The following is a 25,507-nucleotide window of genomic DNA, read 5'->3' as shown; positions in this document are numbered from 1 at the left end:
GTGGAGCCGTTATTCTGGTTCTGGCTGATGGCGGACATCAGGCGAGCTCGACCTTCAGGCTTTCCTCGCGGATGGAGCGCAGCACCTCGCGCTGCAGATCGATGAACTCCGCGCTGGAGGCGCTGTCGGGTTCGCGCGGACGGCTCAGATCGACGTCGAAGGTCTGCTTGATGCAGCCGGGGCCGATGCCCATCACCACGATACGGTCGGAGAGGTAGACCGCCTCCTCCACGTCGTGCGTGACGAAGAGGACGGTGAGCCGATGTTCCTCCCAGATGCGCGTCAGCAGCTCCTGCATCTGGTGGCGCGTCAGCGCGTCCAGCGCGCCGAAAGGCTCGTCCATCAGCAGCATCTTGGGTCGATAGGAGAGCGCGCGGGCGATGGCCACGCGCTGCTTCATGCCGCCGGAGAGTTCGCTCGGATAGGCATTGGCGAACTTCGTCAGCTTGACGAGCTCGATATGCTCCCGGGCAATGTCGCGCCGCTCGCCCGCGCCGTATCCCGCCGCCTTCAGCGCGAACTCGACATTCCCCTGCGCCGTCAGCCACGGCAGCAGCGTGTAGGACTGGAAAACCACGCCGCGGTCGAGGCCGGGGCCGGTGACCGGAGCGCCGTCGACCGAGAGCGTGCCGGAATCGAAATCCTCCAGTCCCGCCACGATGGAAAGCAGCGTGGACTTGCCGCAGCCGGACGTGCCGACCAGCGAGACGAACTCGTTGTCGGCAAGGCTGAGGTCGATGTCGCGCAACACCTGGATGCGTTTGTCGCCCCGCCCGAAGCTCTTGTTGAGGCCGCTGAGCTGGAGCTTGGGAACGGTAGCCGTCACGGTCATCGGCCGCGCCTCGCATAGCCGAACAACACTCGTTCCAGCGCCTTCATCACCTGATCGGTGATCAGGCCGAGCAGGCCGAGGAGCAGGATGTAGCCGATGATCGTGTTGGTCTGGAAATAGCGTTGCGACACGGTGATGCGATAGCCGAGGCCCGACGTCGCGGCCACGAGTTCCGCCAGCACCAGCCACGTCCACGCCCAGCCGAGGCTGATGCGCAGCGTGTCCCAGATGCCGGGCAGCGCGGAGCGGACCACGATGCGCGTCAGGATCTTGCGCTCGGGCAACCCGAGCGTGCGGCCGAGGCCGATGAAATCGGGCGGCACGCGCTTCACGTTGTCCATCACCATCAGCACCTGCTGGAAGAAGGTGCCGATCCAGATGATCAGGAATTTCTGCGTGTCGGCCGTGCCGGCCCAGAGAATGGTCAGCGGCACGAAGGCGACCACGGGCATGTAGCGGACGAAATCCACCAGGGGCTCGATCGCCGCTTCCCAGATGCGGAAGCAGCCGATCAGGACCCCGATCGGGATCGCCATGGCGGAGGCGATCAGGAAGCCCACCATGATGCGGTAGATGCTGATCTTCGCATCGGCCCAGAGCGTGCCGTCGCCGGCGAGCTTCACGAGCTGCGTCCACACCGCGACAGGGGAAGGCAGGAATATCGGCTTGACCCAGCCGCTGGCGGTCGCCGCCCACCAGACGAGGCCGAGCAGGACGAAGACCGCGACGGCGATGGCGACGAACGTGGCATTGCCGATCCGCGCGCCGATGCGGAAGATCGGCTTGCGCCGCCTCGCCCCGGCTCCAACCCCGCCCTGGGCCCCGCCCCCGGCCCCAACCATGGATCGAGCCGGGAAGCCGGAACGCCCCGCTTCCGGGGGGACGGGCGCCGTCGGATTGCCGTTTGTTTCGCTCGTCGCCATCGTGTTGCCGGACTACTTCGCCGCGTCCACGAAGCGCGGGTCGATCAGGTCCTTGGCCGCGACGTCCTGGGTCAGGATGCCGGCCTTCTTCGCCGCGTCGAGAACGTCGACGAAGGTCTTCTTGGAATAGTCGCCCTGCAGCGCTGACCGGTTCTCCGCCAGCGAGTAATAGCGGACACCGTCGAAGGCGGTGCTCAGGTCTTCAGCGCTGGAGCCGACGGCCTTGGCGATGATGGCCCGGTCGTCCTTGGTGTTGGCCTTGTAGTCGGAAAGCGCGGCGTCCCACGCCTTCACCATGGCCAGCACCTGGCCGGGCTTCGCCTTGGCAACCTCGTCGCGCACCACCAGCACGTCGCTGATGAGGCCCGGATCCTTGCCGGCGGTGAAGAGCAGCTTCACGTCGGCGTTCTGGGCGCGCGCAGCCGTCAGGTAAGGCTCGTAGGTGACGGCGACCGGCACCTGCCCGGCGATCAGCGCGCTGCCGGCGTCCGCTGCGGGCATGGGCACCGGCGTCACGTCGGCGATCGTCAGCCCGGCGGACTGCAGGGCGTAGTTCAGCAGGATATCGCTGGTCGTGCCCTGCTCGAAGGCGACCTTCTTGCCCTTCAGATCGGCGACGGTCGCCACGTCCTTGCCGGCGAGGATCGCATCGGCGTCCATGCTGAAATCGAGAAGCAGCACGATCTTGATCGGCAGCCCGGCAGCGGCCATGGCCATGGCCGTATGGGTGGCGACGGTGGCGCCGTCGAGCTGACCGCTCGCCAGCGCCGCGTTGATGTCCTTGTCCTCGGTGAAGTTCACGACGTTCACGTCGTCGAGGCCGTTCGCCTTGAAGAGGCCCTTCGCGGCCGCGACGTGCCACTGCCCGTATCCGAGCCACGGCTCGACGCCAAGCTTGAACGTGCCGGCTTCGGGCTTGGCCGGGATGGCATCATCGGCGGCGAAAGCCGGCGCGGCGGCAAAGCTCAGGCTCAGCGCGGCGGCGGCAAGCGACAGGCCCGCACTCTTCAAAAAACCGTTCTTCAGCATCTTCGACATCGTGGTCCCCTCTTCCCCCTGTCCGCCCGGCTTGGCCGGTTCGGACGTTCCTTCATCCCCGATCAGGGCCCGCCTGATCAATGCTCGTTTGCGGCGTGCACGGCTTCGTCGCGCAACTCATCGGTGAGCCGCGCCTTCAGGGCGGAAAATGCCGGGCTCGTCTTTACGGTGTAGTGCCGGGGATGGGCGAGTTCGACCGGCATGTCGGTCTTGATCCGCCCCGGCCGCGCCGACATGACCAGCACGCGCGAGCCGATGAAGATCGCCTCCTCGATATCGTGGGTGACGAAGATCACCGTCTTCTGTTCCCGCTCCCAGATGCCGAGGAGAAGCTCCTGCATCAGCCCGCGCGTCTGGTTGTCGAGCGCGCCGAAGGGCTCGTCCAGGAGGAGCACTTCCGGGTTGTTGGCGAGCGCGCGGGCCACCGCCGTGCGCTGCTGCATGCCGCCGGAAAGCTGCTTGGGCCAATGGTTCTCGAATCCCCGCAGCCCGACCTTGTCGATATAGGAAGCGACGATCTCGCGCCGCTGCCGCTCCGGCAAGCCCTTCTCGCGCAGGCCGAAGGCGATGTTGTCGGCAACCGTCAGCCACGGAAAGAGCGTGTAGGACTGGAAGACCACGCCGCGGTCCGGGCCGGGTCCGGCGACCGGTTTGCCGTCGAGAAGCACGCGCCCGGCGCTCGGCCGGTCCAGTCCCGCGATGATGCGGAGAAGCGTGGACTTGCCGCAGCCGGAGGGCCCGACGACCGAGATGAAATCGTTCGTCGCGACCTGCAGGTTCGTCGGTTCCAGCGCGCGGACGGGCTCGCCGCCCCGAACGCCGGGGAAGACGCGGGAAACGTTTTCGACGACGAGCTTCACGCGAACCTCCAGCGAAAGAGGCGGCGGTTGATCGCCTTGAACAGGAAATCCGAGATCAGGCCGATTATGCCGATGACGATGATGCCGAAGATGATCTGCCCGGTCGCCAGCAGCGCCTGGCTGTTGATGATCATGTAGCCGATGCCGGAGGACGAGCCGATCAGTTCCGCCACGATGACGTAGGTCCAGGCCCAGCCGAGCACGAGGCGCAGGATCTCCGCGATCTCCGGCGCATTGGCCGGCATCATCACGCGGCGCACGACACCCGTGTCGCTGGAGCCCAGCGTGTAGGCGGCCTCCATCAAATCGCGCCTCGTATGGCCGACCGCGACCGCCACCATGAGGATGATGTTGAAGACCGAGCCGATGAAGATGACGAGGATCTTCTGCATCTCGCCGATGCCCGCCCAGAGGATCAGCAGCGGGATGAAGGCGGAGGCCGGAAGGTAGCGGGCAAAGGAGACGAAGGGTTCGAGAAAGGCCTCGACCGGCTTGTAGGCTCCCATCAGGATGCCGAGCGGCACGGCGATCACGGCCGCCAGCGCGAAGCCGCCGAGCACCCGGCCGACCGTGACGAGGATGTCCTGGCTGAAACCCTGGACCGTCAGCAGGTTCCAGCCGTCGCTGACCATGGTCAGCGGGTCGGCGAGGAAGGTCCTGGAGACATAGCCGCCGAAAGTCGCGAAAGCCCAGAGCGCGACGAACAGAACAAAGAAGGCGATGCCGAGGACGATCCTGGAGGATCGTCCGACAGGCTCAAGCGGACGCAACATGCTGGACGGCGATCCCTGTCGATGATCGGAAAGCCGCGCCGCCTGCTGGGGAGGCGCGGCCCACTTCGGTGGCTTCGGTCTCTACTGGATAAAGCGCTTGTCGACCAGCGAGGCCACGTCCGGCTTCTGCTTGATCAAGCCCATCTGCATCAGGAGGTCGGCGGCCGTGCTGGTGAAGCTCTCGAACTCGGAGTTGAAGAAGGTCTTGTTGGCGTCGCGGTCGGCCCAGCGCAGATACTTCGCGGAATCGGCGAACTCGGCGGCGGACTGCTTCACGTCGGCGCCCATGATCTTGTCGGCTTCCTGCTCGTGCGCCTTGATGTAGTCCAGCGCCTCGAAGTAGCTGTCGGCCAGTGCCTTCGCCGCATCCGGGTTGCCGTCGAGGAATTTTGGCGTGCAGCCCACCGTGTCCAGCACCATCGGGTAATCCAGCGTCGTCGCGATGATGTGGCCGGCATCCGGCTTGTCGCGCACGGCGGAGAGGTAAGGCTCGTAGCTGACGGCGGCGTCGCCCTGTCCGGCGAGGAAGGCCTGCGCGGCCGGGCCCGGCTCCAGGTTGATCACCTTCACGTCCTTGGTGGAGAGGCCGTTCTTGTTCAGCACCCAGGCCAGCAGGAAGTAAGGCGACGTGCCCGGAGCGGAGGCGGCGACGGATTTGCCCTTGAGATCGGCGATCGTCTTGATGCCGGGCTTGGCGACGATGCCGTCCGCGCCGTAGGACTTGTCCATCTGGAAGATCTGCTTGGTGGCGACGCCCGCCGCGTTCCAGCTGATCCAGGTTTCCACGGTGGTGGCCGCGCATTGCACGTCGCCCGAGGCGATCGCCAGATGGCGGCTCGCCTGCGGGATCTTCTTCAGCGTGACGTCGAGGCCGTGCTTCTCGAAGATGCCGGTCTCCTTGGCCAGCGTCAGCGGGGCGAAACCCGTCCAGCCGCTGATCCCGATGGCAACCTTGGTGGCGGCGAAAGCCGGCGCGACCGACGTGACGGCAAAGGCGAGAGCGAGTGCCGAGATCCTTTTGGCAAGCATGGAGTTTCCCCTCTCCAGAATAGTGGAGGGAAAGGAAACATGCGGTCGTGCGCCCGTCAAATGTCTATACAAAGATACCGGATACCCTGGCCGTATTTGCATCCCGGGCGGGCAGAATGATCAACAACGCACCAGCCAAAGCCTGCGATATCGGCAATCCGGCCCCGAAACGCCCGTCATGAAGATCGCCACCTTCAACATCAACGGCGTCAACAGCCGGCTGGAGAACCTGCTGCGCTGGCTTCACGAGGCCCGGCCCGATGTCGCCTGCCTGCAGGAGATCAAGGTCGCGCAGAACGCATTTCCGATCGAGGCCATCCGGCAGGCGGGCTACGGCGCGATCTGGCGCGGCCAAGGGCGGCATCACGGAGTGGCGATCCTCGCGCGCGGCGCCGATCCCGTTGAAACACGCCGCGCGCTGCCGGGCGATCCCGCCGACACCGAGGCGCGCTACATCGAGGCAGCGGTGAACGGCGTGCTCGTCGCTTCGATCTACCTGCCGAACGGCAATCCCCAGCCCGGTCCGAAATTCGTCTACAAGCTCGCCTGGTTCGAGCGGCTGATCGCCCATGCCGGCGAACTCTTCGCCTCCGGGCTGCCGGTCGTGCTGGCCGGCGACTACAACGTCGTGCCGACCGACGCGGACATCTATTCCACCCGCTCCTGGAAGGACAACGCGCTGTTGCAGCCCGAGCCGCGCGCGGCCTACGCGCGAATGCTGGAGCAGGGCTGGGCCGACGCGCTCAGGTCGCGCCACCCGGACGAGCCGATCTGGACGTTCTGGTCCTATCTTCGCAATCGCTGGGAGCGCGATGCCGGGTTCCGCATCGACCATCTGCTGCTCAGCGCCGGGATCGCGGACCGGCTGGAGGATGCCGGCGTCGATCGCCGGACGCGCGGCGAGGAGAACGCCAGCGACCACGCGCCGGCCTGGATCACGCTGCGCTGACGAGACGTTTCAGAGTTCCTCGCCCTTGCGCAGGCCGAAGCTCATGGCGAGGCTGAGGAGCACCGCCGCGACCCCGAGCAGGAAGGGCGAGCCGTAGCCGAAGCGGCTGGCGAGCAGGCCGGCGAGCGGACCGGTCGCGCCGAGCGCCACGTCGAGAAAGACGGAATAGATGCCGAGCGCCACGCCCCGGTTCTGCGGCGGGGTGCGCGACATGGCCTCGCCGCCGAGTGCAGGAAACACCGGGGCGAAACCCGCGCCGGCGAGCGCCGCCCCGATGATCGCGATCTCAGGGCGCTGCGCCGTGGCAAGGGCGATCAGCCCGACCATCTCGACGGCGAGCGACACCCGCGCCACCGGCAGGCCGCCGAAGCGGGAAACGGAATTGGCCAGAAAGAGCCGCACCCCGATAAAGGCGAGGCCGAAGGCGGAGAGCGCGAAGGGCGCGCCGGCCCAGTCCCGGCTGCCGAAATAGAGCGCGATGAAGGCCGTGATCACGCCGAAGCCGGAGGACGCCAGCGCCAGCGCGACGCCATAGGGCGCGACCAGGCCGATGACCTTGCGCGCGCCGATGCTGCGCGCCGCCACAGCCGCGATGGTGGGCTTGCCGCGGGTCAGCAGCAGGCCGGCCACGCCGATCGCGAAGGTACAGATGCCGATGGAGCCGAAACCGTATCGGGCTTCGAGCACGGCGCCGATGGGAGCGGCAAGCGCCAGCCCGCCATAGGTCGCGATGCCGTTCCACGAGATGACGCGCACGGTTTCGCGCGGCCCGAGCAGGCCGATGGCCCAGGTGATCGCCGCCGTGCTGACCCAGCTTTCGCCAATGCCGAGCGCCAGCCGGCCAGCCAGCAGCAGGAGCAGGCTGAGCAGCGGCTGCCCCACCACGAAGACCGAGGCAAGCGTCAGCACGCCGCTGGAAAGGTAACCGAGGAAGCCGAGGACCACGGAGCGCTTGGGTCCATAGACGTCGATCAGCTGCCCTACCTGAGCGCGGCTCAGGATCGTCGCGATATATTGCGTACTGATCGCCACGCCCGCCCAGAAGACGCCGAAGCCCAGTTTTTCGCTGACATAGCCCGGCAGCACCGCCAGCGGCAGGCCGATGGCGAGATAGCCGAGGAAGGTCAGGCCGACGACGGAAAGAAGCGAGGCAAGGCTCGGGCGGGCGGTTTTCACGGCGGTCTCGAAGACAGGATCCAGCCCGTGCGATGCGCCAAGCGGAGGCTTCGGCGGGTGGCGGGGGCACGCCGTGCTTAGTGGCATGCCTTCGATTTGACCAGTCGGACCGGAGAAAATTCCGGGCCGCCCGATTGCGGCATAGTGCGCGGGCAAAGCTTTGGAACAGACAAAGGATTGGCTGGTTCTCCAACCCGAGCGGCCGCCACGGTCGTCCCCTGTTTTCTTCTCTCACGGAGCTTGCGACCATGGCCCAGACCGTTGGTGACTTCATCGTTCAGCGTCTGCATGCCTGGGGCGTGCGCCGGATGTTCGGTTATCCCGGCGACGGCATCAATGGCGTGTTCGGCGCGCTGGAACGGGCCGACGGCAAGATCGAGTTCATCCAGGCGCGGCACGAGGAAATGGCGGCCTTCATGGCATCCGCCTATGCCAAGTTCACCGGCGGACTCGGCGTCTGCATCGCGACGTCCGGCCCCGGCGCCTCCCATCTCGTGACCGGCCTCTACGACGCCCGCATGGATCACCAGCCGGTGCTGGCGATCGTCGGCCAGCAGGCGCGCGCGGCGCTCGGCGGCCATTACCAGCAGGAACTCGACCTGCAGAGCCTCTTCAAGGACGTGGCGGGCGCCTTCGTGCAGACCGGCACGGTGCCGGCGCAGGTGCGTCACCTCGTCGACCGCGCCATCCGCATCGCGCTCGGCGAGCGCCGCGTGACGGCGATCATCCTGCCTAACGACCTGCAGGATCTCGAATACGAGGAGCCGCCGCGCAAGCACGGCACGGTGCATTCCGGCATCGGCCTGAACATGCCGAAGATCGTCCCCTACGATGTCGATCTCCAGCGCGCCGCCGAGGTGCTGAACGCCGGCAAGAAGGTCGCCATTCTCGTGGGTGCCGGCGCGCTGCAGGCGACCGACGAAGTGATCGCCATCTCCGAGAAGCTGAAGGCGGGGGCGGCCAAGGCGCTGCTCGGCAAGGCGGCGCTGCCGGACGCGCTGCCGTGGGTGACGGGCTCCATCGGGCTGCTCGGCACGGAAGCCAGCTACAAGCTGATGACGGAATGCGACACGCTGCTGATGATCGGCTCGGGCTTCCCCTATTCGGAGTTCCTGCCGGAAGAGGGCAAGGCGCGCGGAGTGCAGATCGACCTCAAGCCCGACATGCTGAGCATCCGCTATCCCATGGAGGTGAACCTCACCGGCGACGCGGCGGAAACGCTCCGGGCGCTGCTGCCGATGATCGAGCAGAAGAGCGACACCGGCTGGCGCGAGGACGTGGAAAAGAACGTGGCTTCCGGCTGGAAGACCATGGAGGACCGCGCCATGCAGCCGGCCAAGCCGGTCAACCCGCAGCGCGTCACCTGGGAGCTGTCGCCCCGCCTGCCCGAAAACGTCATCCTCACCAGCGATTCCGGCTCTTGCGCCAACTGGTATGCCCGCGACCTGAAGATGCGCCGGGGCATGATGGCCTCGCTCTCCGGCGGCCTCGCCTCCATGGGCGCCTGCGTGCCCTATGCGATCGCCGCCAAGTTCGCCCATCCCGATCGCGCCGTGATCGGCCTTGTCGGCGACGGCGCCATGCAGATGAACAACATGGCGGAGCTGATCACCGTCATGAAGTACCACAAGCGATGGCCGGACCAGCGCTTCGTCATCTGCGTGTTCAACAACGAAGACCTGAACCAGGTGACGTGGGAGCAGCGCGTGATGGAAGGCGACCCGAAGTTCGAGGCGTCACAGGAAATCCCGAACATCCCCTATCACAAGTTCGCCGAGCTGATCGGCATGAAGGGCATCTACGTCGACACCGCCGAGCGTGTCGGCCCGGCCTGGGATGAGGCGCTCTCCGCCGGCCGCCCCGTGCTGATCGAGGTGAAGACAGATCCGGACGTGCCGCCGCTGCCGCCGCATCTGACGCTGGAGCAGGTGAAGAAGTTCACCTCCACCCTGCTCCATGGGGACCCCAACGAAAGCGGCATCCTCGTCAACACCGCCCGGCAGGTGCTGAGCTCGGTGCTGCCCGGCGACAAGGAATAGGATGACCGGGATGAGCCCGTCCCGGATCGAAGCCCCCGTCACGGCGATCCGGGCCCGGGCCTACAAGATCCCGACCGACGCGCCTGAGGCCGACGGCACCAAAAGCTGGGATTCCACCACGCTGGTGGTGGTGGAGATGGATGCCGGCGGCAGGACGGGCCTCGGCTACACCTATTCCGGCGCTTCGATCACCGGGCTGATCACCGGCGACCTCGCGAAGGCGGTGAAGGGCGTGTCCGCTCTCTCGCCACCCCGCGCCTGGGCGGAGATGCAGCGCGCCGTGCGCAATCTCGGCCGCGACGGACTGGCCTCAACCGCGATTTCCGCAATCGATGCGGCGCTCTGGGATCTGAAGGGCAAGCTCCTCGACATGCCGCTGGTGCTCCTCCTCGGCCAACTCCGCGAGGCGGTGCCGATCTACGGCTCCGGCGGCTTTACGACCTATTCCGACGGTGAGATGCGCGAGCAGCTTTCCGGTTGGGTGGAGCGCGACGGCTGCCGCTGGGTGAAGATCAAGATCGGCTCGCACCCGGAAGACGACCCTCGCCGCATCGCGCTGGCTCGCTCGATCATCGGCAAGCACGGGCTCTTCATCGACGCCAATGGCGCCTTCACGCCGAAGCAGGCGCTGCATCTGGCCGAAACCGTTCGCGATCAGGGCGTCAGCTGGTTCGAGGAGCCGGTCAGTTCCGACGACCTGCCGGGCCTTCGCCTCCTGAAGGAGCGGATGCCGGCGGAAGTGGAAGTGGCGGCCGGGGAATACGCCTACTCGCTGGATTACGTGCGCGCCATGCTGCAGGCCGATGCGGTCGACGTGCAGCAGACGGATGCCAGCCGCATCGGCGGCATCACCGGCTTCATGCGCTCCGCCACGCTCTGCGACGCCTTTCATACCGATCTCTCCGGCCATTGCGCGCCGGCTCTCCACCTTCACGCCGCCTGCGCCGCGCCGCGCCTTCGCCATCTCGAATGGTTTCACGACCATGTCCGCATCGAAGCCATGCTCTTCGACGGCGCTCCGGTGGCGAAGGAGGGGGCGATCCGACCCGACCTTTCCCGGCCCGGTCTCGGGCTGGAATTCCGCACGGCCGACGCCGACCAGTATCTCGTTCAGTGAGCCCGCCATGTTCGGACTGAAACGCCGCCCCCCTCCCCCGACGCTTTCCTCCTTCGCCGTGGATATGGCGCACGCCATGCTGCAGGCGCGGGCGACAAAGGCGCTGGCGAAAGCTCCCGCGGCCGCGGTTGAAACCGCAACTCATGTACGGCGCACCGGCAGCAACCGGCAGGACGCCTGGCTGCTGCATGGCGCGGCAGCACTTCTCGGCGGCTCCGTCTTTGCCGATAGCGGCGTGGAGCATTATCGCGGCGACTTCCAGAACCGCGCGATGTTCCTGCCGCTGATCGTATCGGCCTGCTCCATCGCCGCGAGCCTCCACGGCGCGACCACCCGCAAGCACGGCTCGCACAGGATGCGCGACGCCGCCTATGCAGCGGCGGGCCTGACCGGCATCGTGGGCACCGGCTTTCACCTCTACAACGTCACCAAGGAGCCGGGTGGCCTCTCCTGGCTGAACCTCTTCTATTCCGCGCCGATCGGCGCGCCCGCCGCGCTCTCCCTGTCCGGCATGATGGGTTTCATGGCCGAGCGCGTGCGGGAAGCGCCTGCAGGCACCGAGCCGCAGCTCCTGGGCCTTCGCACGAGCCGGGTGCTGGCGGCGCTGACCGGCCTCGGCCTTTTCGGCACCGTCGGCGAAGCCGGGCTCCTGCATTTCCGCGGCGCCTTCCACAATCCGGCCATGCTGCTCCCCGTCACCATGCCGCCGGTCGCGGCCGCGCTCATGCTGGAGGCCGCCGTCAGCCCGCCGCGCAAGCGACACCGCTGGTCGCGCATCTGGTTGGCGGTCACCGCGATTCTCGGCGTCGGCGGCGTCGGCTTCCATGCCTATGGCGTGTCGCGCGCCATGGGAGGCTGGAAGAACTGGCGGCAGAACGTGGTGGACGGACCGCCGCTCCCGGCCCCGCCCAGCTTCGCCGGGCTGGCGCTTGGCGGTCTGGCGGCGTTGCGGCTGATCGAAAGGCATCGGCGATGAACGAGCGCTATCCCGGCTACGACGTTCTCGACAAGCGCTTCACCCAGTCCTGGAACGAGAAGACGCGGGAGGTCGTGGACAAGCGCCTCTCCGTCCATCCCGGCCCGCGTTTCTTCACGGCGGAGGAATGGCCGGTCGTTCAGGCGATCTGCGGCCGCATCCTGCCGCAACCGTCCGATCGTCCGCCGGTGCCGCTGCCGGCCTATGTCGATCTCAAACTCCATGAGGACCGTCAGGAAGGCTACCGTTATGCCGGCGTGCCCGAGGAGCGGGAAGCGTGGCGGCGCGGCATCGCGGCGCTGCAGGCGGAAGCCAGCGACAGGCATCGCGGCTCCTTCGCCGATCTCCCGGCGGCGGAGCAGGACGCCCTTCTCCACGCCATGCAGAGGGACGAACTGAAGAACCCGGCCTGGGGCGACATGCCTCCGGCCCTCTTCTTCTCCAAGCGCGTCATACCCGACATCACCAACGCTTATTACGCCCACCCGACCGCGTGGAGCGAGATCGGCTTCGGCGGACCGGCGAGCCCCCGCGGCTATGTCCGCATGGACTTCAACAAGCGCGATCCCTGGGAAGCCGCCGAGGCCCATCCCGGCGGCGAAGAAAAAGCCAGACGGGAGAACCGCCGCATTGTCTGAGATCGACGAGGGGCCGCGCGCCACGGGGAACCAGGCGCCGGACGTTTTCAAGGTCGGTGCGTGGGTGCCGATGCGCCAGTTCCGCGAGGACGAGGCGGTGGATTTCGTCATCGTCGGCACGGGCGCGGGCGGCGGGACCCTCGCCTGTCGGCTGGCGGAAAAGGGCTTCTCCGTCGTGGCGATGGATGCCGGCGCGTATTACCGGCCGCTGGAGGATTTCGCTTCCGACGAGGAGGAGCAGTCCAAGCTCTACTGGACCGACCAGCGGCTCGTCGACGGCGACAACCCGCTGAAGATGGGCGCCAACAATTCCGGCAAGGCGGTCGGCGGCTCCACCGTGCACTACGCGATGGTGTCGCTGCGCTTCCGGCCGGAATGGTTCAAGGCGCGCTCCACGTTGGGCTACGGCGTTGACTGGCCGCTCGACTGGCGGGAAATGTGGGGCTATTACGCCCAGGCCGAGCGCGCGCTCACGATCTCCGGCCCGGTGACCTATCCCTGGGGCCCCAAGCGGCCGCGCTATCCCTATCGCCCGCACGAACTGAACGCCGTCGGCAAGGTGCTCGCCCGGGGCTGCGAGGCCATGGGCTACAAATGGTCGCCGACGCCGCTCGCCACCGTGTCCGCGCCGCATGGCGAATCCCCGCCCTGCGTCTATCGCGGCTTCTGCCGCATCGGCTGTTCCACCAACGCCAAGCAGAGCGCCCTTACCGTCTGGCTGCCGCGCGCGCTGAAGGCAGGCGCCGAGATCCGCGATCTCGCGATGGTCGGCCGCATCGAGACGGACGCGCGGGGTCTCGCCACCGGGGTTCACTATCATCGGAACGGCCAATGGCGCTTTCAGCGGGCGAAGAACGTCGTGGTCGCCGGTTATGCGATCGAGACGCCGCGCCTGCTGCTCGCCTCCGCCAACGAGCGCTTCCCGGATGGGCTCGCCAACTCATCCGGCGCGGTCGGCAGGTATCTGATGACGCAGAGCAACCAGGGCGTCTGGGGCCAGATGGACGACGAGGTCCGCTGGAACAAGGGTCCGCCCTCGCTCGCGATGACCGAGCACTGGAACTACGAGGATCGGAAGGATTTCTTCGGCGGCTATTGCTGGATGAGCCAGGGTCCGCTGCCGCAGGAATGGGCCTCGGTGCAGACCGGCTCGCGCGGCCTGTGGGGCGAGGAACTCCGCCGCGAGATGGAGCTCTACAATCATCAGGTCGGCGTCAAGATGGTGGGCGAAATGCTGCCGGTGGAGACCAACAGGGTCACGCTGGCCGACGAGGTCGATCAATACGGGCTGCGCGTCGCGCGCGTGACCTATAGCTGGACCGACAACGACAAGGCTCTGATCGCCCACGCGCTCGACCAGATGGAGCAGAACCTGCTCGCCGGGGGCGCCAGGAAAACCTTCCGGCAGGAGGACGACACCAATCATTTGAACGGCACGGCGCGGATGGGCGACGATCCCCGCACCAGCGTCGTGAACGCGGATTGCCGCTCCTGGGACATCCCTAATCTCTGGGTCTGCGACGGTTCCGTCTTCCCGACGGTCGGCGGCGTGAACCCCTCGCTGACGATCCAGGCGATCGCGCTGCGCACGGCCGACCGCATCGAGACACTGGCGAAGCGCGGCGAACTCTAGCCAGCCACCCGCCATTGCGAGAAGGTGGGCGGCGCAGAAGAAACGCGGCAGGCAGTCCGCTCAAGGAGGAAAGCTCATGACGGAGGCCGTCAGGGTCGAAACGGACAGCCTTGGCACGATTGACGTGCCGGCAGACGCGCTCTGGGGCGCGCAGACGGAACGGGCGCGGCATAATTTCGAGATTTCCGGCACGCCGGTCAGCCGCTTTCCCGCGATGATCGTCGCACTCGCCATGACCAAGCAGGCGGCGGCGCGGGTCAACGCCCGGATCGGACACCTGTCCGCCGACAAGGCCGACGCCATCGAGGCGGTGACGGCGGAGATCATCGGCGGCGCGCATCATGACGCCTTCCCCATCGACGCGATCCAGGGCGGCGCCGGCACTTCGCTCAACATGAACATGAACGAGGTGGTCGCGAACCTCGCCAATCTTCGCCTCGGCGGCGAACTCGGCACCTACGACCGTATTCACCCGAATGACGACGTGAACCGGTCGCAGTCCACCAACGACGTCTATCCGACGGCCATGCGGCTCTCGCTCGTGCTGGCGCAGCATTCCCTCTCGACGGCCCTCACCGGACTGGCCGACGCGTTCGATGAGCGCGGCGAAGCCTTCGCCGATATCGTCAAGCTCGGCCGCACGCAGCTTCAGGATGCCGTGCCGATGACGCTGGGGCAGGAATTCTCCGCCTTCGCCACCGTGCTGCGGGAGGACGTGTCGCGTCTTTCCGAAATCACGCCGCTGCTGCTGGAGGTCAATCTCGGGGGCACGGCGATCGGCACGCGGCTGAACGCGCCCAGGGGCTACGCCCCGGAGGCGGTGGCGGAACTCGCCGGGATCAGCGGCGAGAAGCTGGTGCTCGCCTCCAATCTCGTCGAGGCGAGCTGGGACATGGGCGGCTTCGTGCTCTTCTCCGCCATGCTGAAGCGGACGGCCACCAAGCTCTCCAAGATCGCCAACGATCTCCGGCTTCTCTCCAGCGGTCCGCGCGGCGGTATCGGCGAGATCCTGCTGCCGGAAATGCAGCCCGGCTCCTCCATCATGCCGGGCAAGGTCAACCCGGTGATCCCGGAGGTGGTGAACCAGGTCTGCTTCCAGGTGATCGGCAACGACCTCGCCGTGACGCTGGCCGCCGAAGCCGGCCAGTTGCAGCTGAACGCGATGGAACCGCTGATCGCCTACAATCTCCACAGCTCGCTGCAGCTTATGGAACGGGCGACGGTGACGCTGACCGAGCTCTGCGTGCGCGGCATCCGGGCGGACGCGGATCGCTGCCGCGAGCATCTGGACGCCAGCGTCGGCATCGTCACGGCGCTGGTGCCGGTGATCGGCTATGCCGAAAGCGCCCGCCTGGCCAAGGACGCCCTGAAGCTCGGCCGCAAGGTGGCGGAGCTGGCGGTGGAACGCGGGCTGATCGACGAGACGCAGGCCGCGGACCTGCTCGATCCGGCAAAGCTCGCCCGGCCGCAATAGGCGGATCGGTTCGAGCATCTCGATCGTCAGAGGTGCGAGCGGCTACGGCCCTCGCCCCTCGATCTGCCGCCGCAGGCAGACGACGAATGTTAAACTTGACGAGAATTATCCACTTAAGTATGCCGCGTGAGTTCCGCCATACCCGTGACCGGGCGGACCCAGCAAGCCACCTCCGGGGAGCCAGCCAGATTTTCTCCGACGGGGGTTGGGGCTTTCCATGTTTTTCAAGAGATTGCTGTTGAGCAGCGCAGCGGCCGGTGTCCTTGCGATGGCCGGCGCCGGCATTGCCTGTGCCCAGGAAACCGGAACGAGCGCGGGGGCGGCGCAGGGCAACATCGAGCTGAACACCATCACTGTGCAAAGCGGGCGGCCGAGCGACAGGCTCGACCTGGACTCGCAGGGCAAGCCGGCTGTGCTCACCACCACGACCGATCGCGACGAGCTCGACCACAAGCAGGTCCAGAGCATCGAAGACTATGGCCGGCTGGTAGATGCGGGCGTGAACTTCAACTCCAGCAACAACAGCGTCAACATCCTGGGACTTGACGAAAACCGGGTGCTGACCACGATCGACAGCATCCAGGTGCCGTGGCTGAACGATGGCGCGCGCGGCGTCGAGGGCGGCATCAACAGCTTCGACTTCGACTCGCTGTCGCGGCTGGACGTGCTGAAGGCCAACGATTCCAGCTTCTTCGGCACGGGTTCGCTCGGCGGCGTGCTGGCGCTTCGGACGCTGGATCCGGAAGACCTGCTCCAGAACGGCAAGTCCGTCGGCGGCATCACCAAGCTGACCGCCGACAGTGCGGACGACAGCTGGTCCGTGCATCAGGCGCTCGCGGCGAAGTCCGGCAACACCTACGTGCTCTTCCAGGGCGGCTACAAGCAGGGCCACGAGGTCGACAACGAAGGCCGCATCGGCGGGACCGGCGCCACGCGAACCAGGGTCAATCCCGCCGATTACGACCAGGGCAACTTCCTGGTAAAGCTGCACCAGTATCTGGGCGAGGGCAGCGTCTTCGGCCTGACCGGCGAGGTCTTCACCCGCGACAAGGACGAGAAGACGCTTACCAGCGCGGGCACGACCTACCGGGACTATACGACGGAGGAGATCCGCAAGCGCAAGCGCGTTTCCGCCACCTACGACTACAAGGGCGCGGAGGGCGACGCGGCGATCGACGAGGCGCATCTCCTCGCCTACTTCCAGCGCGTCAATCTCCAGACCAACACCGCCGCCTACCGGCTCACTGCGCCGATCGGGGAATATGATCGCGACAGCGACCTGGAGGAGAACTCCTACGGGCTGAAGGGCTCACTCACGAAGAACTTCGCCACCGGCCCCGCGACCCATGCGTTCACGCTGGGCGGCGAAGTGATCCGCACCGAGACCGAGCAATATGCCGCCGGCCGCGACAATTGCACGGCACGGATCTACAGTTGCAGCTTCCTGCATGTGAACCAGTCGGACATGCCTGACGTCGACGGAACGGCGGTGGGCCTCTTCGCGCAGGACAGGATCGGCTTCTTCGACGACCGCGTCCGCATCACGCCGGGCCTGCGCTTCGACTGGTATCGCGACGAGCCGCAGGATACGGCAAGCTACGCGGCCAATGCCGCCTATGAGGGCCTGCCCGGCAAGTCCAGCGATTCCAGGCTTTCGCCGAAGCTCCTGGCGGAATGGGACGTGGCGCCGACCGCGACGCTGTTCGCGCAGTGGTCGCAGGGCTTCCGCGCACCGAGCGCCACGGAACTGTACCTGACCTATGGCGGCTCCGGCACCTATGTCAGCATCGGCAATCCCGACCTGAAGCCGGAGACCAGCAACGGATACGTTCTGGGCGCGAAGCTCGGCGACGACCGGATGGGCGGCCGCATCAGCGTCTTCAACAACTATTACAGCAACTTCATCGACACGATCACCACCACGGCCGACGCGGCGGGGCTCAGCGGCAGCTATCCGTATGGCGTCTACGAGTACATCAACCGCGCCCATGTGCAGATCTATGGCGGGCAGGTCGATGCGCACTGGCAGTTCCGCCCGCACTGGCGCGCCTGGACGTCTGTCGCCTATTCGGTCGGCCGCGATACCGACGAGGACATCCACCTCAACTCCATCCCCCCGCTGAAGGGCATCCTTGGCCTCGGCTATGCCGACGATACGTGGGGGGCGGATCTCTCGATGACCGCCGCCACGGCTCGCAACAAGGTCGAGGACGACACGTCGGACTTCAACAAGACGCAGGGTTACGCGGTGTTCGACCTGAATGGGTGGTGGGAGCCGAAGCAGGTGAAGGGCCTGCGACTGGCGGCCGGAGTGTTCAACATCCTGGACAAGAAGTACTACAACGCCGTCGCGCTGCCGGATTCCACGACGCAGGCGAAGGAGTACTTCACCAGCCCGGGGCGGACTTTCCGGGGTTCGGCGATCTACCGGTTTTAGGGACCGGACGAAGAACAGCGAGGCCGTCGGCAAGTCCGGCGGCCTTTTCGTTCAGGCGCGCTCGCGGCAGACCCGCGCTCGAGCGGCGGGAGTGCGCAACGGAGAAAATGGGAGAACCGGAGGAGCCCTGCCCACCCGCAGCGGAAACGGGCTTGCAAGCATCGACAGGCGTTCGCCTGTCTGCCAGATCCGGGAACTGAATGGGCTGATGGTAGCAGCGGGTGGAATCGAACCACCGACCTTCGGGTTATGAGTCCGACGCTCTAACCAACTGAGCTACGCTGCCAGACGACTTGGGGCGGAATATCCGAACCGCTGTGATGCGGCCGGAGCGATACCCAAAGCACGAGGGGCGATATACTTTTGCGGACGCGCCGCGTCAAGCTGCCCCAAATGAATTCCACCGCCCATCCGACAGGACGAGCGGTGGAAACGGATGCTCGGCTGAACTTTAGATCCGGCCCATCAGCAGAAGAATGATCAGGATGATCAGGATCACGCCGACGATACCGGAGGGACCGTAACCCCAGCCGCGGCTGTGCGGCCAGGACGGCACAACGCCGATCAGCAGCAGGATGACAATGATCAGAATGATAAGGCCGATCGACATGGAAGGTCTCCGTGTTGGAGCGCGAGCGCCTCGCGCATTATGATGAGGGACTGCCGCCCTGGTGGGCCTCCCGAGAGACGTCCGCCCTGGGGCGGGGCCATGTTCGTTACTTGCGCCGGCGCCCGACGATCACGCCGGTCAGGAGCGCGGCTCCGGCCAGCTGGTAGATCGGATTCTTCCATGGAGCGCGGCTGCGGGAACGGCGCGCCACGTTGTTGATACGCTCGTAGCCACTGCGCGCCGCGTTCAGGATCTGATCGGTCGGCATCGCCGCGGCAGCCTGGGTCTTCGACGAGGATCCACCCGGCGAGGCACCCATTTTCATCGCCACCACCACCAGTATGACGGCGATGACGATCAGAACGGCGGCAACGATCGCTGCGGCGCCGATCGGCCCGACCCAGTGGGACAACGCCGCGAAGGCGCAGACCAGCAGGAAAAGCAGCGCGTAGAGCAGCACGATCAACGCGACGACGGCGAGAACGCCCTTGATCGCCAACGTCTTGAGCCGCTCCTTCAGATTGGCGACGGCATAGGCGAGGCCGACTGTTCGAAGGAGGTTGAACATGGGATCAGCGACGCGCCAGGAGCCCGATCAGGAACCCGAGGCCGAGCGCGATGAGCACTGCGGTGAGCGGATTGCGGCTGATCTGGGTTTCCAGCTCCTCTTCCAGCGCGCGGGCCTCGCCGACGTAATACTCCGTCTGGCGGGACAGCGTCTCGCGCCCCTCCCGCGCACCGACCTTGATGAAATCGGCGAAAGCGGAGCTGAGCGAGGCGATCTCGGACTTGAGGGAAGAAATCTGGCTGTCCAGCCCCTCAGCCTTGCGCTGGGTTTCGTCGTCGGCCCCGGCTTGCGCAGCCATTCCACTCAGATTCGTCTCAGACATCGCTGGCCCCTCACTATCTGGACACTACTGTTGGGCCGCTTAACGTTGGTCGGCTTGCTAAGTTCCCGGCTTGCAGGAACTTCGCAGCCGGGCCGAGGTTTATCCCGCGCCCAATCCGGGCCTGGAGACCCCTTGAATGCGCCCCGTTCAGGATCGCTACCGGCAATTCTGGGCCGATACGCACCGCAGCTTTCCGATCGTGAAGCGGGCGAGCCCCACCCACGACATGGGCAAGCTGATGACGCGCTCCTCGCAGGTCGCGCTCCTCGTGCTGGGCTTTGCGGCCTCCTTCTACATGATCGATGCATGGGCGACCTTCCTGATCCCGGTCGCGCTTGCCGTCGTGATCGGCATGATGCTGACCCCGATCCTCGTGCGGATCGAACGGCTCGGCATTCCGGCGGCGCTGGCCGGCGTGATCGTGATGATCGGCCTCGGCCTCTTCCTCTACGTGGCAGCCTTGCTCTTCGGCATGCCGCTCAGCGACTGGTTCCACCGCGCGCCGGAGATATGGGAGCAGGTGAAGCAGCGGGTCGATTCCATGCGAACGTCGCTGTCGTTCCTGACGAGCATTCAGGACAGCCTGCAGCAGGTGACCTCCCCCGGCGAAACCTCGCCACGCGTGCAGGTCGCGGATGGCGGCACCATGATCTTCAGCGTGATCAGCCTTGCGCCGCCGGCGATCGGACAGATCATCATGTTCGCGGGATCGCTGTATTTCTACCTCGCCACACGCGAGCGCATCCGCGAGACGATCCTGATGTTCTGCGTCGGACGGTCCGTGAAGATGCGCGCCGCCCGCATCATGCGCGACGTGGAGAAGAGCATCTCGCGCTATCTCCTGACGATCACCGCGATCAATATCGTGCTCGGCGTCACCACCGGTATCATCATGTGGCTTCTGGGCATGCCGACCCCGGCGCTCTGGGGTGCGATCGCGGCGGTGTTCAACTTCGTGCCCTATGTCGGGCCGTGGAGCCTTGGCGCGCTGCTCCTCGCGGTGGGGCTGGTCAGCTTCCAGTCTACCGCGCAGGGGCTGGCGCCGATGCTGGCATTCGCGGCGCTGACGCTGGTGGAGTCCCAGTTCGTGACACCCAGCGCGATCGGCCGCAGCCTCACGCTGAACCCGTTCCTGGTTTTTCTGGCCATCGGCTTCTGGATGTATGTCTGGGGCCCTGTCGGGGCCTTTCTCGCGGTGCCCATCCTGATCGTGATGGCCGTGGTGCTCACGCACATGCTGCCGGCCGGCACGGTGCCCGGCCTCATGCGCAGGCAGGAGGAGGGCGTCGACGTGCCGGGGAGCGTGGGGGGCGAGGAAGGCCTGCCCAGCGCGGCGGAGTAGGCTTTCCGGTCAAAAGCCAGCCGGATGCCGGCGCGAGCCGGAGCGAACTCTCAGGCGGCGCTGCGGCGGGAGACGAGTTCGGCGGCCGACTTGCGCGAGACGATCGTCCCGCCGCCGAGTATCCGGGCGCCGGCGCTGTCGTCGTCATAGAGTACGCAGGCCTGTCCCGGCGCGACGCCCGTTTCGGCTTCGGACAGGTTGACGCTCGCCTCCCCGTTGGCCACCACCAGCATTGCCGGCACGGGCGGCCGCGTCGAGCGCACGCGGGCGAAGACCGGGATTTCCAGCCGCTCCGTCGTCGAAAGGTCCTCGTCGCCGAGCCAGTTGAAGGCACGCAGGCTCACCAGCCGCGTTCCCAGCGCCTCGCGCGGGCCGACCACCACTTCCGCCCGGCTCGCATCCAGTCGGATCACGAAGAGCGGGGCGGACGAGGCGATGCCGAGGCCCCGACGCTGGCCGATCGTGTAGTTGATGACACCCTCGTGGCGCCCGAGCACGCTGCCGTCGATATGGACGATATTGCCCGGCTGCACCGCTTCCGGCTTCAGCTTTTCCACGATGTCGGTGTAGCGGCCCTGCGGCACGAAGCAGATATCCTGGCTGTCCTGCTTTTCCGCCACAGAGAGGCCGAACTCGCGCGCGAGTTCACGCGTCTCCGGCTTCGTCAGGCCGCCCAGCGGGAAACGCAGGAAATTCAGCTGTTCCTGCGTGGTGGCAAAAAGGAAATAGCTCTGGTCGCGGTCGAGATCGACCGGGCGAAACAGCGCCTGCTTCCCGTTCACGCCGGCCGAGCGAACGTAATGCCCGGTCGCCATGGCCGCGGCGCCGAGCTGCCGGGCGGTGCCGAGGAGATCGGAGAACTTGACCGTCTGGTTGCACGAGATGCACGGCACCGGCGTTTCGCCGGCCGCATAGCTCTCGGCGAAAGGCTGGATCACCGCCTCGCGGAAACGGGATTCGTAGTCCAGCACGTAATGCGGAATTTCCAGCTGCTCGGCCACGCGGCGCGCATCGTGGATATCGCGGCCGGCGCAACATGACCCAGAACGGTGCACCGCCGCGCCGTGATCGTAGAGTTGCAGCGTCACGCCGACCACGTCGTAGCCCGCGCGTTTGAGAAGACCGGCCACCACGGAAGAATCCACGCCGCCCGACATGGCGACGACAACGCGCGTTTCAGCCCGCGTTCCGGGGAGTCCGAGATCTATATCCATTGCGCTTCAACGATGCTTCGAGAGGTTCGCATCATACCGAAACGGCGCCCCTGATCCTAGCCGAAACCCTTAAGAAACTTAAGAGATCCGCGAATCACCACTTAGGCGAATTTTAAGAGGGGAAGGGTAGACCTAGGACATCGAACAGTTCTGCGTAAGAGTAACCGATGGCTGAACATATCCGACCGCGCGTTAAATACGTGATCGGTCCCGATGGGAGCCCACTTACGATCGCTGATCTTCCTTCCAGCGATACGAAACGATGGGTCATCCGGCGGAAGGCCGAGGTTGTAGCAGCCGTCAGGGGCGGCCTGCTGAGTCTCGAGGAAGCCTGCGACAAGTATACTCTGACCGTGGAAGAATTCCTGTCCTGGCAGGTGTCGATCGACGAGCACGGCCTCGCCGGTCTCCGCACCACCAAGATCCAGAAGTACCGGAACTAGGAAATCCGGCGGCCGCCTTCCCGGCGGCCGTTGCCGAACGGCGCGGCGGTCGGGCCTTCAGGGACGGTCAGCCAGACGCGGGGCTTCGGGATCGAAGATCCTGCTAGGGCAGCGCCTGAGGCGGATGCGCCCACGCAGGGCCGCCATACTTCTCCCACAGAGTTTCCCCCACTCTTATCCACACCCTGGCCGATACAGTCGCGCAACCCGGAAATTCCGGCCGCGCGATCGGGCGGTCGGTTCGGTCGGTTCGGTCGTGCCAGCATCCAGGATCAGCTCCGCCGGGTAATCACCTCGGGCGGATTTTTTTGCGTTCGCTCCCGGGAACGCGGGCCGTGTTCCGGCCATCTCAGGGACGCGGCGCCAGCGCGCGCAGCGCCGGGCGCGGCCACGGCCCCTCCCCGGCAGCGCGTGGCTGCCGGCGGGGATCGTTCAATCAAGGATTTCGGTCGCGCGGCTCAACCGACCGCGCGATCTGCTCCGCTGTCGCGCTCCAGGCGCTCTTCGTCGCGCTTCAATTCCGCCATCGCGGTATCGAAACCCGCCTGTGCCCGCTCCATCTTTTCCTGCAGGTCGTTGATGGAGTTCTGCAGGTTGGCGCGCCGTTGCGTCGCCGCGCGGGCAAAGGTGGAATAGGCAAAGTGCTTCGGATCGTCGATGCCGGTGCGCCGATGTTCCGCGGCAATTTCCAGGTCGAGATCTCCGACCATGCGGCGGAATTCTTCCACCATTGCCTCGATCTGGCCAATTTGCCGGCGCTTTTCCTCGATCTGAAAGCGCTTCATTCGTACCGAGTCGTTACGCGATTTCATACGCTACTCCCCCGCGTTTCGAACGCCCCTGAATGCGGCGCCGCATAAGCGACCGCACACCTGGAGAGGCGACGGTAACCTTTCATTTACAGGTCGAGTTAATCATAGGGACGAGGGCTTAAGGGCCGGTAAATCGGGGCACCCGGCAAACTGCCAAAATGCGTTTAGATTTACGGACTTAGGCCAGAAGTAGCGTGCCATTTGGAAGCGGTCTTCCAACAGAATCACGTGAGAATCGAAGCGGAATCAACGGATTGCGCCAGATCCTTCACAGCCCGGACTTGCCCGTCCCGGACAGATTCTGTTAACCATTCCGAAGTACGGTGCGTGTTGGATTTGCCGACTCGTCGGCTGCCGCCATCTCGGGATCAAGCGGCCAGGGTCAAAAGGGGATTGGCATGCGGGTTCTTCTGATTGAAGACGACAGCGCCACCGCGCAGAGCATCGAACTGATGCTCAAGTCGGAAAACTTCAACGTCTATATGACGGATCTGGGCGAAGAGGGTGTCGATCTCGGCAAGCTCTACGACTACGACATCATTCTGCTGGATCTGAACCTTCCGGACATGAGCGGCTACGAGGTCCTGAAGGGCCTTCGCGTCGCCAAGGTGAAGACGCCGATCCTGATCCTTTCGGGTCTGGGCGGCATCGAGGACAAGGTCCGCGGTCTCGGCTTCGGCGCCGACGATTACATGACGAAGCCGTTCCACAAGGATGAGCTCGTCGCCCGCATCAATGCGATCGTCCGCCGCTCCAAGGGCCACGCCCAGTCGGTCATCCAGACCGGCGAACTCCGGGTCAACCTCGACACCAAGACGGTCGACGTCCACGGCAACCGGGTTCACCTGACGGGCAAGGAATACCAGATGCTGGAGCTTCTCTCGCTCCGCAAGGGTACGACGCTGACGAAGGAAATGTTCCTCAACCACCTTTATGGCGGGATGGACGAGCCGGAACTGAAGATCATCGACGTCTTCATCTGCAAGCTTCGCAAGAAGCTCGCCTCGGCCACCGAGGGCAAGAACTACATCGAGACCGTCTGGGGCCGCGGCTACGTGCTGCGCGAGCCCGACGACCAGGAATACCGCGAAAGCGCCTGACGCTTTCGCCCTCCCCTGATCCCGCATCGACAGCAAGGGGCCTCCCGGAAGGGGCGCCCCTTTCGCGCCGTTTCGAGCCTTACAGCATCTCCACGCTGCCCAGCGCGCGCAGCAGGTGATCCTTGTCGAAGGGTTTCAGGAAATGGCGATCGGCACCGCTCCTGAGCGCCCGCGCGATCAGGACCGGATCGAATTCCGACGTGTAGTAGAGCACCTTGGCATGCTCGGCCGCCGGCAGGGCATGAAATTCGCCCAGTAAGGTCAGGCCGTCGCAATCCGGCATCTGCCCATCCAGCAGGACCAGGTCGGGCACGCTCGAAGCGCAGGCATAAAGCATTTCTTCCCGCGTTTCGGCTTCCAGAACCTCGAAGTTGAGCTCCTGCAGGTAGTGGCGCAGCACTTTGCGGGTCGATGTGGAATCGTCGACAACAAGCGCGCGCCTCATCACCCCCCCTGAAGGTTCCGCCGAGCTTTCCCGGCGATCCCATTCTGGACGGCTGGCGTTACCGACACGTCAATCGGGATCGTTAACGCCAGCGAGAGCTTCCGGACGCGTGCTTGCCTTCAGCGTCACCCGGTTTTCCTCTTCCGAAACGCTGACGCCCATGCCGGCCTCCTGCGCCAACAGAGCGGCGTAGAGCGGCTGGACGGCATGGGCGTCCAGCGGCGAGGGCACCGCGCCCTGCGTCAGCACATCGCGAATACCGGCACCGAGCCGAGCCCGATCGCCCTCGGCGACGAGTTCCAGGGTGGCCACGTCGCCTTCCTGCCCGGCGGAGACCACGATGGTTCCTCCGCGCGCGATCGAGTTCATGGCGATCAGCAGGAGATTCAGGAGCAGCTTGGCTTGCGCCTTCGGCAGCAGGCCGGCCGGCACGCGCCAGTCGAGATTGGCCTTTTCGCGCTCGAAAAAGGCTGTGGAGCAACGTCCCGCCTCGACCATGTCGATCTCGGACCCTGCCCCCCCGGACGCGCCGAAGGCGAGACGCGCGAACTGCAGCTTGGCAGAGGCTTGCCGGGCGCTCTTCTGCACGAGATCCATGGCGAAGGCCCGCATGGACTCGTCATGCTCCTCCTCCAGCACCTCCAGGCCGTTCACGATCGCGCCGACGGGGCTGATGATGTCGTGGCACACACGGCTGGCGACGAGGGCGGCGAGGTCGAGCGGGTCGATATTGTATTCGGTCATGATCTCACGAATG

At 65.8% G+C, this 25,507-nt stretch carries 25 protein-coding genes and 1 tRNA gene; 11 read left to right on the top strand and 15 right to left on the bottom strand.

The features are described 5' to 3' along the window. Positions 1–37: 37 nt before the first annotated feature. The 6 genes from BMY25_RS00540 to BMY25_RS00515 form a co-directional block, all read right to left on the bottom strand. Entirely contained in the window at positions 38–832 is a 795-nt protein-coding gene (locus tag BMY25_RS00540) for an ABC transporter ATP-binding protein (RefSeq protein WP_092494646.1), read from the bottom strand. Then, the gene (locus tag BMY25_RS00535) at positions 829–1,674 is read right to left on the bottom strand and encodes an ABC transporter permease (RefSeq protein ID WP_092495118.1); all 846 of its coding nucleotides are present in this window, start codon (positions 1,672–1,674) and stop codon (positions 829–831) included. Before BMY25_RS00535 ends, BMY25_RS00540 begins: the two co-directional genes overlap by 4 nt. Positions 1,675–1,767: 93 nt before the next feature. Then, positions 1,768–2,784, bottom strand: a complete 1,017-nt coding sequence (locus tag BMY25_RS00530; protein ID WP_092495117.1) for an ABC transporter substrate-binding protein — start codon at positions 2,782–2,784, stop codon at positions 1,768–1,770. A gap of 86 nt (positions 2,785–2,870) precedes the next feature. After that, on the bottom strand, positions 2,871–3,653 hold the full coding sequence (locus BMY25_RS00525) for an ABC transporter ATP-binding protein (protein ID WP_092494645.1): 783 nt from the start codon (positions 3,651–3,653) through the stop codon (positions 2,871–2,873). Further along, a complete protein-coding gene (locus BMY25_RS00520) occupies positions 3,650–4,423 on the bottom strand; it encodes an ABC transporter permease (RefSeq protein WP_092495116.1) in 774 nt (257 codons plus the stop codon). Before BMY25_RS00520 ends, BMY25_RS00525 begins: the two co-directional genes overlap by 4 nt. An 84-nt stretch (positions 4,424–4,507) precedes the next feature. Continuing rightward, positions 4,508–5,455 (bottom strand): ABC transporter substrate-binding protein, encoded by a 948-nt coding sequence (locus tag BMY25_RS00515; protein ID WP_092494644.1) that lies wholly within the window; start codon positions 5,453–5,455, stop codon positions 4,508–4,510. 178 nt (positions 5,456–5,633) lie between these two features. On the opposite strand from BMY25_RS00515, the gene xth reads away from it, so the two are divergent. Further along, entirely contained in the window at positions 5,634–6,404 is a 771-nt protein-coding gene (gene xth, locus BMY25_RS00510; protein WP_092494643.1) for an exodeoxyribonuclease III, read from the top strand. Between the two features lie 9 nt (positions 6,405–6,413). On the opposite strand, the gene BMY25_RS00505 is transcribed toward xth, so the two are convergent. Beyond that, entirely contained in the window at positions 6,414–7,580 is a 1,167-nt protein-coding gene (locus BMY25_RS00505; RefSeq protein ID WP_238858067.1) for an MFS transporter, read from the bottom strand. A 248-nt stretch (positions 7,581–7,828) separates the two neighbouring features. On the opposite strand from BMY25_RS00505, the gene BMY25_RS00500 reads away from it, so the two are divergent. From BMY25_RS00500 to BMY25_RS00470, 7 genes are all read left to right on the top strand, one after another. After that, the gene (locus BMY25_RS00500; RefSeq protein ID WP_092494641.1) at positions 7,829–9,619 is read left to right on the top strand and encodes a thiamine pyrophosphate-requiring protein; all 1,791 of its coding nucleotides are present in this window, start codon (positions 7,829–7,831) and stop codon (positions 9,617–9,619) included. Between the two features lie 10 nt (positions 9,620–9,629). Next, a complete protein-coding gene (locus tag BMY25_RS00495; protein ID WP_092495115.1) occupies positions 9,630–10,736 on the top strand; it encodes an enolase C-terminal domain-like protein in 1,107 nt (368 codons plus the stop codon). A gap of 7 nt (positions 10,737–10,743) precedes the next feature. Further along, complete coding sequence (locus BMY25_RS00490) at positions 10,744–11,712, top strand: hypothetical protein (protein ID WP_092494640.1); 969 nt, start codon at positions 10,744–10,746, stop codon at positions 11,710–11,712. Next, a complete protein-coding gene (locus BMY25_RS00485; protein WP_092494639.1) occupies positions 11,709–12,350 on the top strand; it encodes a gluconate 2-dehydrogenase subunit 3 family protein in 642 nt (213 codons plus the stop codon). The genes BMY25_RS00490 and BMY25_RS00485 overlap by 4 nt, the downstream gene beginning before the upstream one ends. After that, positions 12,343–13,983: a GMC family oxidoreductase gene (locus BMY25_RS00480; protein WP_238858066.1), complete on the top strand. Its 1,641-nt coding sequence runs from the start codon at positions 12,343–12,345 to the stop codon at positions 13,981–13,983. The genes BMY25_RS00485 and BMY25_RS00480 overlap by 8 nt, the downstream gene beginning before the upstream one ends. A 76-nt stretch (positions 13,984–14,059) precedes the next feature. Beyond that, positions 14,060–15,457: an aspartate ammonia-lyase gene (locus BMY25_RS00475; protein WP_092494637.1), complete on the top strand. Its 1,398-nt coding sequence runs from the start codon at positions 14,060–14,062 to the stop codon at positions 15,455–15,457. 238 nt (positions 15,458–15,695) lie between these two features. After that, positions 15,696–17,894, top strand: coding sequence for a TonB-dependent hemoglobin/transferrin/lactoferrin family receptor (locus BMY25_RS00470; protein WP_177176637.1), 2,199 nt, complete (start codon positions 15,696–15,698; stop codon positions 17,892–17,894). Positions 17,895–18,103: 209 nt separating this feature from the next. On the opposite strand, the gene BMY25_RS00465 is transcribed toward BMY25_RS00470, so the two are convergent. From BMY25_RS00465 to BMY25_RS00450, 4 genes are all read right to left on the bottom strand, one after another. Continuing rightward, positions 18,104–18,180 (bottom strand) — tRNA-Met (locus BMY25_RS00465). Positions 18,181–18,345: 165 nt separating this feature from the next. Then, positions 18,346–18,504, bottom strand: coding sequence for a DUF3309 family protein (locus tag BMY25_RS00460; protein ID WP_092494635.1), 159 nt, complete (start codon positions 18,502–18,504; stop codon positions 18,346–18,348). A gap of 106 nt (positions 18,505–18,610) precedes the next feature. Continuing rightward, complete coding sequence (locus BMY25_RS00455; RefSeq protein ID WP_092494634.1) at positions 18,611–19,072, bottom strand: phage holin family protein; 462 nt, start codon at positions 19,070–19,072, stop codon at positions 18,611–18,613. A gap of 4 nt (positions 19,073–19,076) precedes the next feature. Next, on the bottom strand, positions 19,077–19,394 hold the full coding sequence (locus tag BMY25_RS00450; RefSeq protein ID WP_143061840.1) for a hypothetical protein: 318 nt from the start codon (positions 19,392–19,394) through the stop codon (positions 19,077–19,079). A gap of 136 nt (positions 19,395–19,530) precedes the next feature. On the opposite strand from BMY25_RS00450, the gene BMY25_RS00445 reads away from it, so the two are divergent. Continuing rightward, positions 19,531–20,736 carry an AI-2E family transporter gene (locus BMY25_RS00445; protein ID WP_092494631.1) on the top strand — a complete coding sequence of 402 codons (1,206 nt, stop codon included), beginning with the start codon at positions 19,531–19,533 and terminating at the stop codon, positions 20,734–20,736. A gap of 50 nt (positions 20,737–20,786) precedes the next feature. Here BMY25_RS00445 and mnmA read toward each other — a convergent pair whose 3' ends face one another. Continuing rightward, the gene (gene mnmA / locus BMY25_RS00440; RefSeq protein ID WP_092494629.1) at positions 20,787–21,950 is read right to left on the bottom strand and encodes a tRNA 2-thiouridine(34) synthase MnmA; all 1,164 of its coding nucleotides are present in this window, start codon (positions 21,948–21,950) and stop codon (positions 20,787–20,789) included. Positions 21,951–22,117: 167 nt separating this feature from the next. Between mnmA and sciP the strand changes: the two genes are divergently transcribed. Then, a complete protein-coding gene (sciP, locus tag BMY25_RS00435; protein WP_092494628.1) occupies positions 22,118–22,393 on the top strand; it encodes a CtrA inhibitor SciP in 276 nt (91 codons plus the stop codon). A gap of 458 nt (positions 22,394–22,851) precedes the next feature. Here the strand turns inward: sciP and BMY25_RS00430 are convergent, their stop codons facing one another. Next, entirely contained in the window at positions 22,852–23,178 is a 327-nt protein-coding gene (locus BMY25_RS00430) for a flagellar export protein FliJ (RefSeq protein ID WP_238858065.1), read from the bottom strand. 425 nt (positions 23,179–23,603) lie between these two features. On the opposite strand from BMY25_RS00430, the gene ctrA reads away from it, so the two are divergent. Continuing rightward, positions 23,604–24,305, top strand: coding sequence for a response regulator transcription factor CtrA (gene ctrA, locus BMY25_RS00425; RefSeq protein ID WP_092494625.1), 702 nt, complete (start codon positions 23,604–23,606; stop codon positions 24,303–24,305). A gap of 79 nt (positions 24,306–24,384) precedes the next feature. On the opposite strand, the gene BMY25_RS00420 is transcribed toward ctrA, so the two are convergent. Then, positions 24,385–24,750, bottom strand: a complete 366-nt coding sequence (locus BMY25_RS00420) for a response regulator (protein WP_092494624.1) — start codon at positions 24,748–24,750, stop codon at positions 24,385–24,387. Positions 24,751–24,819: 69 nt separating this feature from the next. Then, complete coding sequence (gene chpT, locus BMY25_RS00415) at positions 24,820–25,494, bottom strand: histidine phosphotransferase ChpT (RefSeq protein ID WP_092494622.1); 675 nt, start codon at positions 25,492–25,494, stop codon at positions 24,820–24,822. Positions 25,495–25,507 lie beyond the last annotated feature (13 nt).

The organism is Faunimonas pinastri, assembly GCF_900110915.1.
GTDB classification, from domain to species: Bacteria; Pseudomonadota; Alphaproteobacteria; order Rhizobiales; family Afifellaceae; genus Faunimonas; species Faunimonas pinastri.
The sequence above is the reverse complement of the archived record's forward strand: the minus strand, read 5'-3'. Positions and strand labels throughout refer to the sequence as shown.

What these genes read in the sequence shown, in the direction of transcription:
- BMY25_RS00515 (WP_092494644.1), bottom strand. Translation starts at nt 5,455, where the DNA reads ATGCTTGCCAAAAGGATCTCGGCACTCGCTCTCGCCTTTGCCGTCACG.
- mnmA (WP_092494629.1), bottom strand. Translation starts at nt 21,950, where the DNA reads ATGGATATAGATCTCGGACTCCCCGGAACGCGGGCTGAAACGCGCGTT.
- ctrA (WP_092494625.1), top strand. Translation starts at nt 23,604, where the DNA reads ATGCGGGTTCTTCTGATTGAAGACGACAGCGCCACCGCGCAGAGCATC.
- BMY25_RS00450 (WP_143061840.1), bottom strand. Translation starts at nt 19,394, where the DNA reads ATGTCTGAGACGAATCTGAGTGGAATGGCTGCGCAAGCCGGGGCCGAC.
- BMY25_RS00475 (WP_092494637.1), top strand. Translation starts at nt 14,060, where the DNA reads ATGACGGAGGCCGTCAGGGTCGAAACGGACAGCCTTGGCACGATTGAC.
- BMY25_RS00455 (WP_092494634.1), bottom strand. Translation starts at nt 19,072, where the DNA reads ATGTTCAACCTCCTTCGAACAGTCGGCCTCGCCTATGCCGTCGCCAAT.
- BMY25_RS00460 (WP_092494635.1), bottom strand. Translation starts at nt 18,504, where the DNA reads ATGTCGATCGGCCTTATCATTCTGATCATTGTCATCCTGCTGCTGATC.
- BMY25_RS00485 (WP_092494639.1), top strand. Translation starts at nt 11,709, where the DNA reads ATGAACGAGCGCTATCCCGGCTACGACGTTCTCGACAAGCGCTTCACC.
- sciP (WP_092494628.1), top strand. Translation starts at nt 22,118, where the DNA reads ATGGCTGAACATATCCGACCGCGCGTTAAATACGTGATCGGTCCCGAT.
- BMY25_RS00420 (WP_092494624.1), bottom strand. Translation starts at nt 24,750, where the DNA reads ATGAGGCGCGCGCTTGTTGTCGACGATTCCACATCGACCCGCAAAGTG.
- xth (WP_092494643.1), top strand. Translation starts at nt 5,634, where the DNA reads ATGAAGATCGCCACCTTCAACATCAACGGCGTCAACAGCCGGCTGGAG.
- BMY25_RS00500 (WP_092494641.1), top strand. Translation starts at nt 7,829, where the DNA reads ATGGCCCAGACCGTTGGTGACTTCATCGTTCAGCGTCTGCATGCCTGG.
- BMY25_RS00445 (WP_092494631.1), top strand. Translation starts at nt 19,531, where the DNA reads ATGCGCCCCGTTCAGGATCGCTACCGGCAATTCTGGGCCGATACGCAC.
- BMY25_RS00495 (WP_092495115.1), top strand. Translation starts at nt 9,630, where the DNA reads ATGAGCCCGTCCCGGATCGAAGCCCCCGTCACGGCGATCCGGGCCCGG.
- BMY25_RS00490 (WP_092494640.1), top strand. Translation starts at nt 10,744, where the DNA reads ATGTTCGGACTGAAACGCCGCCCCCCTCCCCCGACGCTTTCCTCCTTC.
- BMY25_RS00535 (WP_092495118.1), bottom strand. Translation starts at nt 1,674, where the DNA reads ATGGTTGGGGCCGGGGGCGGGGCCCAGGGCGGGGTTGGAGCCGGGGCG.
- BMY25_RS00530 (WP_092495117.1), bottom strand. Translation starts at nt 2,784, where the DNA reads ATGCTGAAGAACGGTTTTTTGAAGAGTGCGGGCCTGTCGCTTGCCGCC.
- chpT (WP_092494622.1), bottom strand. Translation starts at nt 25,494, where the DNA reads ATGACCGAATACAATATCGACCCGCTCGACCTCGCCGCCCTCGTCGCC.
- BMY25_RS00540 (WP_092494646.1), bottom strand. Translation starts at nt 832, where the DNA reads ATGACCGTGACGGCTACCGTTCCCAAGCTCCAGCTCAGCGGCCTCAAC.
- BMY25_RS00430 (WP_238858065.1), bottom strand. Translation starts at nt 23,178, where the DNA reads ATGAAGCGCTTTCAGATCGAGGAAAAGCGCCGGCAAATTGGCCAGATC.